The organism is Paenibacillus sp. 2RAB27, assembly GCF_052115445.1.
Taxonomy (GTDB): Bacteria; Bacillota; Bacilli; order Paenibacillales; family NBRC-103111; genus Paenibacillus_E.
In genome coordinates, this window is record NZ_JBFRGR010000044.1 from 12,205 (window position 1) to 25,312 (window position 13,108).

Annotated in this window: 13 protein-coding genes; all 13 read right to left on the minus strand. The window is 42.0% G+C overall.

From position 1 onward, the window contains the following. Window positions 1-35: 35 nt before the first annotated feature. Window positions 36-1,577: a ribonuclease Y gene (gene rny / locus AB4114_RS31750; RefSeq protein ID WP_441991991.1), complete on the minus strand. Its 1,542-nt coding sequence runs from the start codon at window positions 1,575-1,577 to the stop codon at window positions 36-38. A 382-nt stretch (window positions 1,578-1,959) separates the two neighbouring features. Continuing rightward, complete coding sequence (locus AB4114_RS31755; protein WP_441991992.1) at window positions 1,960-2,652, minus strand: regulatory protein RecX; 693 nt, start codon at window positions 2,650-2,652, stop codon at window positions 1,960-1,962. Window positions 2,653-2,727: 75 nt separating this feature from the next. Next, a complete protein-coding gene (gene recA / locus AB4114_RS31760; protein ID WP_436236116.1) occupies window positions 2,728-3,771 on the minus strand; it encodes a recombinase RecA in 1,044 nt (347 codons plus the stop codon). 169 nt (window positions 3,772-3,940) lie between these two features. After that, a complete protein-coding gene (locus AB4114_RS31765) occupies window positions 3,941-5,191 on the minus strand; it encodes a competence/damage-inducible protein A (protein WP_441991993.1) in 1,251 nt (416 codons plus the stop codon). 85 nt (window positions 5,192-5,276) lie between these two features. Next, window positions 5,277-5,861, minus strand: a complete 585-nt coding sequence (pgsA, locus tag AB4114_RS31770; RefSeq protein ID WP_441991994.1) for a CDP-diacylglycerol--glycerol-3-phosphate 3-phosphatidyltransferase — start codon at window positions 5,859-5,861, stop codon at window positions 5,277-5,279. Then, window positions 5,858-7,186, minus strand: a complete 1,329-nt coding sequence (gene rimO / locus AB4114_RS31775; protein ID WP_441991995.1) for a 30S ribosomal protein S12 methylthiotransferase RimO — start codon at window positions 7,184-7,186, stop codon at window positions 5,858-5,860. The genes pgsA and rimO overlap by 4 nt, the downstream gene beginning before the upstream one ends. Before the next feature lie 128 nt (window positions 7,187-7,314). Further along, the gene (locus tag AB4114_RS31780) at window positions 7,315-7,806 is read right to left on the minus strand and encodes a YajQ family cyclic di-GMP-binding protein (RefSeq protein WP_056625112.1); all 492 of its coding nucleotides are present in this window, start codon (window positions 7,804-7,806) and stop codon (window positions 7,315-7,317) included. Between the two features lie 145 nt (window positions 7,807-7,951). Further along, the gene (locus tag AB4114_RS31785; protein WP_441991996.1) at window positions 7,952-8,827 is read right to left on the minus strand and encodes a RodZ domain-containing protein; all 876 of its coding nucleotides are present in this window, start codon (window positions 8,825-8,827) and stop codon (window positions 7,952-7,954) included. A 51-nt stretch (window positions 8,828-8,878) separates the two neighbouring features. Then, the gene (locus tag AB4114_RS31790; RefSeq protein WP_441991997.1) at window positions 8,879-9,676 is read right to left on the minus strand and encodes a DUF3388 domain-containing protein; all 798 of its coding nucleotides are present in this window, start codon (window positions 9,674-9,676) and stop codon (window positions 8,879-8,881) included. A 90-nt stretch (window positions 9,677-9,766) separates the two neighbouring features. Then, on the minus strand, window positions 9,767-10,618 hold the full coding sequence (locus AB4114_RS31795) for a hypothetical protein (protein WP_441991998.1): 852 nt from the start codon (window positions 10,616-10,618) through the stop codon (window positions 9,767-9,769). Window positions 10,619-10,710: 92 nt separating this feature from the next. After that, window positions 10,711-10,962 (minus strand): DUF3243 domain-containing protein, encoded by a 252-nt coding sequence (locus AB4114_RS31800; protein WP_441991999.1) that lies wholly within the window; start codon window positions 10,960-10,962, stop codon window positions 10,711-10,713. Window positions 10,963-11,066: 104 nt separating this feature from the next. After that, window positions 11,067-11,822 (minus strand): elongation factor P 5-aminopentanone reductase, encoded by a 756-nt coding sequence (ymfI, locus tag AB4114_RS31805; RefSeq protein ID WP_441992000.1) that lies wholly within the window; start codon window positions 11,820-11,822, stop codon window positions 11,067-11,069. Continuing rightward, window positions 11,819-13,108 carry an EF-P 5-aminopentanol modification-associated protein YfmH gene (gene yfmH / locus AB4114_RS31810; RefSeq protein WP_441992001.1) on the minus strand — a complete coding sequence of 430 codons (1,290 nt, stop codon included), beginning with the start codon at window positions 13,106-13,108 and terminating at the stop codon, window positions 11,819-11,821. Before yfmH ends, ymfI begins: the two co-directional genes overlap by 4 nt.

Consider the following 13,108-nt stretch of genomic DNA (forward strand, 5'->3'; position numbering starts at 1 on the left):
AAGTGGCTATAATAGCCACTTTTCGCATTTGCTTCTTATTTAGCGTATTCAACCGCTCTTGTTTCACGAATGACCGTAACCTTAATATGTCCTGGATAATCGAGTTCACCTTCGATTTTCTTCGTAATATCACGGGCTAAACGGAACGCTTCGGTGTCATCCACTTTCTCTGGCTGCACCATGACACGTACTTCACGACCTGCTTGAATGGCGTAGGATTTCTCAACACCTTCAAATGATTCTGAAATCTCTTCCAGCTTCTCAAGACGTTTAATATACGTTTCTAGCGTTTCTCTTCGAGCACCTGGTCTCGCCGCTGACAATGCGTCCGCAGCACCGACTAACATGGCAATTACTGAAGTTGCTTCCACATCACCGTGATGTGAAGCAATACTATTAATTACAATAGGATGCTCTTTGTATTTCTTGCCTATCTCAACACCGATTTCGACGTGAGACCCTTCCACTTCATGGTCTAACGCTTTACCAATGTCATGAAGCAGCCCGGCACGTTTCGCCAAAGTTACGTCTACCCCGAGCTCTCCGGCCATTAAACCAGCCAGATACGCTACTTCCATGGAATGTTTCAACACGTTTTGTCCGTAACTTGTTCTGAACTTCAGGCGCCCCAAAATTTTGATCAAGTCAGGATGCAAACCATGTACCCCAACTTCAAACGTCGCTTGTTCTCCATATTCGCGGATACGTTCGTCCACTTCTTTGCGAGACTTCTCAACCATCTCTTCGATACGTGCGGGATGAATACGTCCATCCGCCACAAGTTTCTCAAGTGATGTGCGAGCAATTTCACGACGGATTGGGTCAAAACCAGATAAGATTACTGCTTCAGGTGTATCATCAATAATAAGGTCAATACCGGTCAAAGTTTCCAATGCTCGGATATTTCTACCTTCACGACCGATAATGCGACCCTTCATTTCTTCATTAGGCAACGAGACAACGGATACCGTAGTTTCCGCTACGTGATCTGCCGCACAACGCTGAATAGCAAGTGTGATGATCTCACGTGCTTTCTTATCGCCTTCTTCTTTGGCTTGTTGTTCAATCTCTTTGATTAGCTGAGCAGTTTCATGACGAACTTCTTGCTCTACATTAGTAAGAATGATGCTCTTAGCTTCTTCCATTGTAAGACCAGAAATTCGTTCCAATTCGGAAACTTGACTTTTATAGAGCTGATCAATTTGTGTTTGTGTATCCTCGATTCGCTTCTCTTTGTTGGCTACTAGCTCTTCTTTACGCTCGAGAGACTCTAATTTTTTATCCAGCGATTCCTCTTTTTGCAACAATCGTCTTTCTTGTCGTTGAATTTCATTCCGACGTTCACGAATGTCTTTTTCAGCTTCGGATCGTAGTTTGTGCACTTMGTCCTTTGCTTCCAGAACCGTTTCTTTTTTCAGTGCTTCTGCTTCCTTTTTGGCAGATTCTTTTATCTGCTCAGCGGCTGTTTCAGCACTGGAAATTTTCGCTTCTGCAAGAGATTTACGGATAAAATAACCAATCCCTAAGCATGCAGCTCCAACAACGAGAATGATCGCGATCCAGATGGCAGTCATCATCTTGTTCACCTCCTCGTTGGTTTCTCCAAGGTGTTAGCCTGGGGTACCTTCGGTTTTTTAATCCGATTCAATTGTTTGACTAGTCATACATACCCTTAAAATGTAAGAGTATGGCTTTTAAATGAATGCGCACAGTGCGTTAGGGCACCATAGTGCTAATAATCCATAATCAACAGTGTAAAAATTGGCGGTTTTTACAGCTGTCTTCTCAAAATCAATGAAATTTAGTATGATTTTGAATACATTATGAAAATATACACTGTTATTTTATCTTTTGTCGAAGAAGCTTGTCAAGCGAATGTCCTAGAGTTGATTATTTAGACCCAAAACACAATCGCAAATAGTTAATGTCATTAAGTTTCTTCAAAACTAATTAACGTGATTAATTATCCTCGAATCCATCCTCCATAAACTCCATCTCTTCCTCGTCTGATTCATTACTTATGAGCCCCAAAACCTTAGTAACTATGGCACCCGTGTAACCTCTTCGCATTAGAAATGCCGCAGTTTTACGCTTTCTATCCATTAGTTTTCCCGAAGTTTGCTTCCATTTCGTTCTCGCTATTTTCAGTGCCCCGACATACTCATCCTCTGGATTAATCAACTCCATGGTACTTTTAACCACATCTTGATGAATCCCTTTTTGTTGAAGTTCTTGTCGAATCAGATTACGTCCTTTGCGTTGAGAAATTACTCGGTTGTCCGTCCACATCTTAGCGAATTCTTCATCATTGACGTATTTATTTTCAATTAGCTTGTCACTCGCCCAATCAATAATAGGCGCTTCAAAACCTTTCTCTTTCAATTTACGTTTCACCTCAGATAGGGAATGCGGACGTCTCCCTACCATATGGAGAGCTTTTACATAGGCCATATTTCGCTCTTCATCTAAAATGATAGCTTCAATCGCTTGCTGATATAGGGATTCTCCTTTGTTCAAACGATGCTTGATCAGAATATCTTCATGAACAGAAAAAGCGTACTCCTCATTCAGATAAATGTTATAGCGATGTCTTCCTTGTTTTTGTTTTTCCACTTTGGTTATTACTTGTAATTCTTCCTCTTCGTGATTCATCTCAACAATCCCCCAAATGAAGAAAAAACACCCCAACACAAGGTTAAGGTGCTTCATCCATCCTATTTTTCAAACCTATTCAAAAGCTGTTTCCAACTCGTCTTCTTCTTCATCCGTGTTCGGACCAACAACTTTAATCAAATTACTATTTTCTCTAATTCTTAGCTCAATCGTTTCGGAGATCGCTTTGTTATCTTTCAAGAATTGCTTCGCGTTCTCACGTCCTTGGCCAAGACGCTCACCTTCATACGAATACCAAGCGCCGCTCTTATTCACGATATCCAGCTCAGTTCCGATATCAATAATGCTACCTTCGCGTGAGATACCTTCACCGTACATAATATCGACTTCAGCTTGTTTAAATGGAGGTGCTACTTTATTCTTAACAACCTTAATTCTCGTACGGTTACCAACCATGTCATTGCCTTGCTTGATCGTTTCAATACGACGAACATCCAATCGAACGGAAGAGTAGAACTTCAATGCACGTCCACCCGGAGTAGTCTCTGGATTTCCGAACATAACGCCAACCTTTTCACGCAATTGGTTGATGAAGATAGCGATAACTTTAGATTTATTGATTGCACCAGACAGCTTACGAAGCGCTTGTGACATCAAACGTGCTTGAAGACCTACGTGAGAATCCCCCATGTCGCCTTCAATTTCTGCTTTCGGTACTAGTGCTGCAACGGAGTCGATAACAATAATATCTACCGCACCACTACGAACAAGCGCTTCAGCGATTTCAAGTGCTTGCTCACCTGTATCTGGTTGTGAAAGCAATAATTCATCTATATTAATTCCAAGCTTGCTTGCATAAGAAGGATCTAACGCATGCTCCGCATCGATAAAGGCAGCTTGTCCACCCACTCTTTGAACTTCAGCAATCGCATGTAAAGCTACAGTTGTTTTACCTGATGACTCTGGTCCGTAAACTTCAATAATTCTTCCGCGTGGGAATCCACCTATTCCAAGTGCGATATCCAGAGCAAGTGCGCCCGAAGAAATCGTTTCAACTTGCATATGAGTAGATTCTCCAAGTTTCATAATGGAGCCTTTTCCGAACTGTTTCTCAATTTGACGTAATGCATTATCTAGCGCGGCACGACGATCTGACAAAACGACCACTTCCTTCTATCATTATAGGTATATGATAACTTGTTTTGGCATGTTTGCCAAGCATTTTTTCGAACATACATTCGTTTTTTTGCGAACAAACAAAAAACCGTAACAAAGTTATCGCTTTGCTACGGTTCTTCCGTTAACTAACTCTGATTATAGAGGATTTCTAGTTTTCTTTCAACTGTTTCCATAATTGATAGAGTGCACGTTTAGCAGCTCTTAATTTAATTGACTCCCTATTGCCTGAAAGTTGGAGAGTAAACACTTCCGTCTTCGCATGCTTTTGTGCTAATCCCACATAGACCAGCCCTACAGGCTTCCCTTCAGACGGGCTTGGACCCGCCACACCGGTCACGGAGATGCCAAAGTCACTACCAGTCCTAACTAGCAACTGTTCGGCTAAAATGACCGCTGTTTCGCTGCTAACAGCACCCGGAGCACCTTCCCCCTCCAAAATATCCATTGGCACACCGAGCAGCTTATGTTTTAACGCGTTTGAGTAAACGATAATCCCGCCTAAGAAAGTTTCTGAGCTACCTGGTACTGTCGTTATTAAATCACTGAGCAAACCTCCCGTACAGCTCTCAGCGACTGTTAACGTCTTCTTGCGGGCTGCCAGCAATTGCAAGACTACCGTTTCAATAGGGACGTCCTGATCCGCATATAGATACTCACCAAGGCGCTTCTTAATTTCGGCTTCCGTCGCTTCCAGCTTCAGCTCGCCTTCTGCTGCCGCATGGGCACGCGTTGTTAATCGTATTGTTACTTCAGCTTCTTTGGCGTAAGGAGCAATTGTCGGGTCAGTCTGTGATTGAATCAAATCTAACAACTGATGCTCCAAATTGGACTCACCTATGCCTGCAAACTTCAACATTTTCGAATACAGCGGAACTTCATTTGTCATTCGTAATTGAAGCCAAGGCATCGCATATTTGGTAAACATCGGCTTCATTTCTTTCGGAGGTCCCGGTAAAAGCACGAAATGTGCCCCCTCGAATGTGAGCGCATTTCCAACAGCCAAACCTGTCTCGTTATGTAAGGGATCGCTTCCTTCTAGCATAAGCGCTTGACGACGATTGCTTTCCACCATATGAATCCCTCTAGAAGCAAACATCTCAGAAATAGCCTCCATAGAAGGCTCGTGAAGCACCAGATTACGGCCAGTCAGTGTAGCTAATACATCCTTAGTCAGATCATCCTGCGTTGGCCCTAATCCTCCTGTACAGATCACAACATCAGCTCGAGAAGCAGCTAATCGAAGGCTGTCCAACAAGCGCTGCTCATTATCTCCAACAACCGTTTGAAAGTACATATCAATCCCTAGTGCTGCACATTCTCTAGAAATAAACTGCGCATTGGTATTCACGATTTGACCAAGCAACAGTTCTGTTCCTACCGCAATGATTTCTGCTTTCATTTATGCACCCTCCTTAAAATGAGAAAACCTCTAACGTGATCGCTCGTTATTGATCGACCGCGTTTAGAGGTAAAGTTTAATGGAACTATGACTTTTCAGAAAAGTCTATGACATGTTTATTTTTAACGAAATATTCCACACCTGAATAAACGGTAATAATTGCTGCAGCCCAACTAGCTATAACATCAAAGCGAAAATCTAGAAACGTAAATGGAAAATTATTAATCAGCAGTGCAATGATGGCTGTAATTTGAGCCGCGGTCTTCGCTTTGCCCCATTTGCTGGCCGCCATGACTGTACCCTCTAAGAGGGCAATTTGACGAAGTCCAGTCACAGCCCATTCTCTGCTAATAATGACAATAACGATCCAAGCATCAACTTTATCCATTTCTACTAATGAAACAAGTACAGCGGTAACAAGCAGCTTGTCTGCCAATGGATCCAAAAGCTTGCCCAAATTCGTAACAAGATTACGTTTCCTAGCAATGTAACCATCTAAGCTATCTGTACTCGCAGCAATAATAAAAATTAAAGCAGCAATAATTTGATTATACGTTATGCTAAACTCCTCTATCCGTATTTGAGGAAATTTTACCTTAATCAACAAAAAGAACATGATGATGGGTACTAATAAAATTCTCGCTACGGTGATGCGGTTAGCTAAGTTCATGCAATTACCTCCCCGGATAAGTCAAACTCATAGGAGTGGGTAACACGAACTTTCGCAAGTTCTCCAATGTTCAATTTGGCATTCGAAACGAATACTTCACCATCAATTTCAGGTGCGTCGAATTGGGAGCGCCCAATATATACGTCGCTTCTGCCATCGTATCTTTCAATAAGCACGTCAATTTCTTGCCCAATACGTCGACCGCCGCGAATATTTGAAATTTCACGTTGAATTTCCATAATTGCGTTAGCCCGGTATTCTTTCACATCATCAGGCACTTGATCCGGCAGTCTTGCTGCTGGCGTATCATCTTCTTTGGAGTAGGCAAACACACCAAGACGATCGAACTGAACATCACGCACGAATTGTTTTAAGTTCTCAAAATCTTGTTCAGTCTCACCTGGGAAACCAACAATAAGCGACGTACGCAAAGCAACATCTGGAATCGCTTCGCGAATTTTACGAACGAGTTCTCGCGTATCCTTTTGGCGGCCTGGTCTACGCATACGCTTAAGAATAGAATCTTCACTATGCTGCAAAGGCATATCAATGTACTTGCATACTTTAGGATTCGTTGCCATCACTTCAATCAGTTCATCACTGAAGAAGCCCGGGTATGCATAGTGCAGACGTACCCACTCAATGCCTTCAACTTCACTTACTTTGTTCAGCAAGGTAGGAAGCATGAAGCTATCATAAATATCCGTTCCATAGTTTGTGGAATCTTGGGCAATTAAGCTAATTTCCTTAACGCCTTGAGCCGCAAGGTTAGCAACTTCTGCAACGACCGATTCCATGCTTCTGCTCTTAAAAGCACCGCGCATAATTGGAATGGAGCAGAATGTACAAGCGTTATCGCAACCTTCTGCAATTTTCACATAGGCTGTATAACGAGGAGTCGTCATCAGTCTAGGAAGGTCAGCGTCATAGTTAAATACCGGATTCCCTACTAGAACCGGTTTCTTCCCTCTAAGCGCTTCGTCCACAATGTGATTAATTTTATCAAAATCACCCGTACCTACAATGCCATCGATCTCAGGCATCTCTTCCATTAACTGCTTTTTGTATCGTTGTGTTAAACAGCCTGAAACGATTAGCGCCTTGAGATTCGCTGTTTGTTTCAGTTCTGCCATATCCAAAATTGTATTTACGGATTCTTCTTTAGCTGCATCAATGAACCCGCAAGTGTTCACGATAATGACTGTAGCATCTTCCTTGTTGTCTACAAGTTGGAAACCCCGGCCATGAATTAAACCTGACATAATCTCGGAATCAACTAAATTCTTCTCGCATCCGAGAGTAACTACTTTAACCTTTTCTGTCATGAAAGAAACAACCTCCAATAGTCCTAAAAAACACTCCCTACCAGTATAATACAAGCCAATAGGGGTGTCAAAATGTAAAAACCCCCTGCATCCAGGGGGTTTTCCTTCAAGTAAGCATATATTCCTGATTATTTCATATTAACAAACTGCAAATCCAATGGAATATCTGCTTTCCGAAGCAACGCGATAACAGCCTGTAAATCGTCACGGCTCTTCCCGGTTACACGGATTTGATCCCCTTGAATTTGAGTTTTCACTTTCAATTTTGAATCACGAATCAGTATATTAATTTTCTTGGAGTTGTCTTGATCGACACCTTGTTTCATGCTGATTTTCTGTCTAACTGTAGAACCAGCTGCTGGCTCTACTTTGGAATATTCGAGATTTTTAATCGAGATTCCACGTTTGGTCATTTTTGCATGCATAATATCAAGGACGTTCTGAAGCTTAAACTCATCATCCGAAGTGACAACAAGCTGATCTTTATCTAATTTAATGCTACTTTTACTTCCTTTAAAATCAAAACGGGTCAACATCTCTTTCTCCGCTTGTTGAATCGCATTATTCAGTTCTTGCATATCCACTTTGGATACAATATCAAATGAACTCTCTGAACTCATCTACATCCCAACATCCCTTCCATCAAATTACAATAGCATTATAGCAAGAACACATAAAAAAGGAAATATCCAACCGCCAATGGCATCGAATATTTCCCATCAAACTATTTTCATTACCCGGGAAAGCGCAGGAACTGGCAAATTGCTAGCTTTTCTGCAAATTCAGTTGAACCCGCTTCGGATTCGGCGTATCGCCAACAGGTACGAGAGTGCCATTGACCATGAGCTGCAATGCACTAGCTGCACCAACATTCAAAAAAGCTGAACTTGCTAAATCAAATGTATCCGTATCACCGGAATTATACAGTTTCTGTCTTAGCAACTCCCCCTTCTCACCCTCAGGGGTAAGTGCATTAACAGCGATCCAGCAAGAACCGGTAATTTTGAATTGAATATTCAAATTTGCAGTACCTGTAATGATGTAATTATCTACACCCTTTTCAGTTGCGCTAAATTTCACCTGCACAGCAGGCGGTGTTGGGGTCGGAGCTGGTGTTGGGCTTGGCGTTGAAAGCACTGTTGCTTTACCATCCCCAGTAGCATTAACAGACGTGCTCGGCGAAGGGTTCGTCGAGTCTGTAATACGCGGCGATTGCGTTTGCGTTGGCTTCTCATCCGCTGGCGTTCCCTTATAATTCTTATATGTATAATAGTATACGATCCCGAATATGRGCAAAATAAAACAGATAAACATCAGGCTCGAAGCCCAGCGGCTCATCTTTTCTGTGTTGCGAACACTTGATCTATTCTTGCGAATCGCTTCCACAACGGGCTTCTCAATCGTTGGAGCTGGAAGCGTTGACTGATACATAATCAGAACTTCATTCGGATCAAGCCCTAATGCTTCCGCATAACTTTTAATAAAAGCCCTCACATAGAAACTTCCTGGCAGCACCTTGTAGTTTCCTTCTTCGATGGCTTCTAGATAACGCTTGCGGATCTTAGTAACTTCCTGGAGATCATCCAGTGAAATCTTTTTTTCCAGTCGAGTTTTGCGCAAAATGTAGCCTAAGTCAGACATATGGTCACCTCCCCGAAGGAATTATTCATCCTGTTATTGACGTTTGAAACATTAAAAAGGTTCGGACGTATACGTGAATGAATCGTAGTTAATTTCTTCATCCGGGCTATTCCGGAGCTCAATAATATAATCGAAGTGATTATAGGTGTATTCCGATTCGCGAATAAAAATGTCTGGATGCTCGATAACCTTTGTTGAAGGCAGAGCCATAATATCTTGCAAAAGACTGTAATGCTTCTCGTTGGAACGAATTGTCGAAACAATACCGTCAATGATATAGACATTGTTTGGGGCCATTTCATCCTCAGAAAGCTGACTGCGAACAGTTTGTCTCAATAAAGTGGAAGAAACAAATGTCCAACGTTTATTCGCACAAACACTGCCTGCAATAATTGATTCCGTTTTGCCAACACGCGGCATGCCACGAAGTCCAACAACTTGATTGCCTTCACGTTTGAATATTTCACCCAGGAAGTCAACTAACAAGCCTAACTCGTCTCGCGTAAAGCGAAATGTTTTGCGATCGTCGGAATCGCGCTCTATATATCTGCCGTGGCGAACAGCCAAAATATCAACTAATTTTGGAGGTCTCAAAGCAGTAATAGTAATATTATCTACTTTTCTCAACATTTTACCCATTAAATCAATTTTTTCTTCATCATTTGTTTGTAGAAGCATGCCACGCGTACGATCTTCAACCCCATTAATCGTCACGATGTTAATATCCAGCATACCCATTAATGAAGCTATATCACCTAATAAACCGGGACGGTTCTTGTGAATTTTGTACTCCATATACCATTCTTTAACGTCCAATTCTTCCACCTCATCATCATCTCTGTCACTCATATCTGTAAATGAACCAGACTGTTCATGTCCATTTAATTAATTTCTACAAATTCCGCCATAATCCTTCTCAAAAACCAAACTACCCTGATATTATTTCATTTTTAGTTCCTTTAGCTCTTGCGGATTGTAATTTTGTATTCCTTTTTGCCAAGCATGCGTTTTCATCATGGCGAGCCGGTTATCAAAAATTTGTGTCCAATTCAGATCTGCGCTTAGCGCCCCGGCAAAATCCATTACGGATACACCCAAAGATTTAGCTCTCTGCAACTGATCTTCACTTACTGGGCTGTAAAAAATAACCCATGCTGCACGATGTTGATGTACTTGAAAAGTCAACTGCTGAAACCATTGGTTGTTATTATTTAGCAAAACAATGTGATCGGCTTCCTCGGAAGGCGCCCATGCAGATGGAATTGGACGCTCACTTTGCGTCACCCATTCGATAACCGCATTTTGAAACAGAAGATCTTGAATCGCCTTATTCTTCATGGTTTCCATCTGTTGCAAGTCCAATTGAAGTAAAGATGCCTGCTCATTCACGGTAATTGCGCTGCCTTCTGTAAACGGCTGACTTTGTAAAAAAGTCCATTTACCCGTTGTAAGACCTAATGCCATCTTCTCATTAGCTGAAGGGAATAGCTCATTTCCAACAACGTATATGTAATCATATGTTTTCGATTTTAGTTTCGAATCCACATTATCATCCAGTGCATTTAAATCTTTGACCCATTCATAAGCAATCGAATTTCCGTCTCGCCAATTTTTTAGAGTTTGACCTAGCACGTCTTTGGCTGATGCTGATAACCCGCTACTTGAGAGCATTAGAACAGACATTTTCTGATCGAGCAGTTCTTGCTTAATAACTGGAATTCCACGATTCCCGCAACCAGCAAGTAGTGATAATAATAAGGTTAAAATAAGTAATAATCGCGTCTTATGCATACTTGGATAATTCCTTTCCAGCTTAAAAGCATGCAAAAGCCTCCGAAAGAGGAGGCTTTCACATCATACCCTATTGAATTGTAAAACGGTTATTAACCTTTGTCTACTAATTTTACCATGAGGCGCGCAAGAGTATGCTTTTCCTGTTCATCCCCAGCATCCCACAACTCTTTGAGAACTCGTTCTTGCTCATTTTGAGGATCTACCTTATCTGCCAAAAACTCCCCAATTTGAAAAGCGAGCTTGGAGATGGTTTCATCATTCATCCCTGCATGTCCAGCCTGACTCACGCGTTCAGCCAAAAATTCTTTCCATTTGTCGAACACTTTAAGTACAGTAGCCATAGTAAGAAGCCTCCTTTGAGTTATGAGAAATGGTCATTACATACGTAATATGCGCTTCTCAAAACAGAATTATGCGTGGACTTCTCTACCATGGATACTTGTAATTAAGTAAGCCAGCCCCCGTTGGGTGAGATGATTTGACCTGTAATATAACCGGATTCAGGCAAGGCTAAGAAATAAACAAGCGATGCTACCTCATGTGGAGATGCGAGCCGTCCAACAGGTATTTCGTTGGTAATAGCATCAATCTCGTCAGCCTGGAAGCCGGCCATCATATCGGTTTGAACAGCCCCCGGTGCTACGGCATTCACCGTAACACCCGATGGAGCGAGTTCTTTGGCTAGCGCTTTCGTAAACGCATTAAGGCCACCCTTGGCCGTTGAGTATAGTACTTCACACGAAGCACCAGAGATGCCCCATATTGAGGATACGTTAATGATGCGACCATACTTTTGTTTAACCATAGCAGACATAAAAGCTTGAGTGCAAAGGAAAGAACCCTTAAGATTAACATTCATAACACGATCCCAATCTTCTTCTGTCACATCAGCTAGCATCCCATAGTGAGAAATACCTGCATTATTAACGATGATGTCTGGTACCATGTTCATTTGATCAAGCTTATCTCTCATTTTGAGAATCTGCTCATGCGATTGAATATCCGCGGATACCGTCAATACCGTTGCCCCTTGCTTCATGCAAGAACGGGCAATTTCATTGGCTGCTTCATGTGAATCCCGATAATGAATGACAATCTGCATACCTACCGCGGCGAACCGTTGGGCTATTGCAGCACCAATTCCCCTGCTAGCTCCCGTAATCAGCACGGTCTGTTCACTAAATGGTTTACCAACACTCACGATGGTTCACGACTCTGTACAATGGATACTGCGAGCTTACTCCAATCAAAATGCTCACGGAAGCGACGATTCACATCTTCAAGCGTTAGCTGTTCATAAACAGGCAAGATATCGAAGAGATCGATCCCTTTGAACCGATATTTGGTATATTCATTCGCAATGGATTCAGGTGAGTTCATCATGCGCAAGAAACTGCCAATCTTCTTCTTACGACTGCGTTCGAAAGTGACACTATCGAGTCCAGCTTCTTTCCTTTTTTCAACCTCGTCACGAATCCTTGCAATAAGCTGTTCCGGATCCTTGGTATCCCCTCCAACAATGGAGAAAGCATACCCATCACTACAGTTATACTCATGACCGAAATTATCAGAAATTAACTGATCATCATACAGTGTTTGATAAATATCAGAGCTGGAGCTAAATAAGATATCCAACATTAATTTGGTCGTTAATTCTCTTACCAGTAAAGGCTTGCCTGTCACCGCTGGTGCGGCTTCCTTGAAGCCCATTAAACATTTCGGCAAAGAAACTGGAAGTAAGATAAGCCTGCGAGCTTCCTTGACTTCGACTGGCTCTTCAGGGAAGAACCTTTGGATCTCGCCTTGTGGCGGAAAAGTTTTAGCAGCTTGATTATCTTTCACTAACGTAATAACCTCTTGAGGATCTACGCCTCCTACAACAAATAAACTCATGTTGCTCGGATGATAGAACGTGTTATAGCACTCATATAACGTCTCTTTGGTGATTTCTGCAATTGACGCAACAGTTCCGGCAATATCAATATGAATCGGATGCTTCGCATACAAAGATTCAATTAAGCCGTAATAACTTCTCCAGTCCGCATTATCCTCGTACATCTTAATCTCTTGCCCGATAATCCCTTTTTCCTTTTCAACATTCTCATCCGTAAAATAAGGGTTTTGCACGAAATTAATTAATGTCGTTAAATTTTCTAAATAGCGATCCGTCGATGAAAATAAGTAAGCAGTCCGGTCAAAACTTGTAAAGGCATTGGCCGATGCACCATTCGTAGCAAACGTTGCAAAAATGTCTCCTTCCGGTTCCTCGAACATTTTGTGCTCTAAGAAATGCGCAATACCGTCCGGTACTCGCACGACATCTTTACCATGAACTTGAAAATGATTATCAATTGACCCATATTGGGTTGTAAAAGTTGCATACGTTTTCTGGAAACCTGGTTTGGGTAACACGAACACATGCAGCCCATTATCAAGCTTTTCATGATAAATGGTTTCATCAAGATGTGGATATGGCATACTCTGCAT

What these genes read in the sequence shown, in the direction of transcription:
- AB4114_RS31755 (WP_441991992.1), bottom strand. Translation starts at nt 2,652, where the DNA reads ATGAATCACGAAGAGGAAGAATTACAAGTAATAACCAAAGTGGAAAAA.
- AB4114_RS31765 (WP_441991993.1), bottom strand. Translation starts at nt 5,191, where the DNA reads ATGAAAGCAGAAATCATTGCGGTAGGAACAGAACTGTTGCTTGGTCAA.
- pgsA (WP_441991994.1), bottom strand. Translation starts at nt 5,861, where the DNA reads ATGAACTTAGCTAACCGCATCACCGTAGCGAGAATTTTATTAGTACCC.
- rimO (WP_441991995.1), bottom strand. Translation starts at nt 7,186, where the DNA reads ATGACAGAAAAGGTTAAAGTAGTTACTCTCGGATGCGAGAAGAATTTA.
- AB4114_RS31780 (WP_056625112.1), bottom strand. Translation starts at nt 7,806, where the DNA reads ATGAGTTCAGAGAGTTCATTTGATATTGTATCCAAAGTGGATATGCAA.
- AB4114_RS31790 (WP_441991997.1), bottom strand. Translation starts at nt 9,676, where the DNA reads ATGAGTGACAGAGATGATGATGAGGTGGAAGAATTGGACGTTAAAGAA.
- AB4114_RS31795 (WP_441991998.1), bottom strand. Translation starts at nt 10,618, where the DNA reads ATGCATAAGACGCGATTATTACTTATTTTAACCTTATTATTATCACTA.
- AB4114_RS31800 (WP_441991999.1), bottom strand. Translation starts at nt 10,962, where the DNA reads ATGGCTACTGTACTTAAAGTGTTCGACAAATGGAAAGAATTTTTGGCT.
- yfmH (WP_441992001.1), bottom strand. Translation starts at nt 13,108, where the DNA reads ATGCAGAGTATGCCATATCCACATCTTGATGAAACCATTTATCATGAA.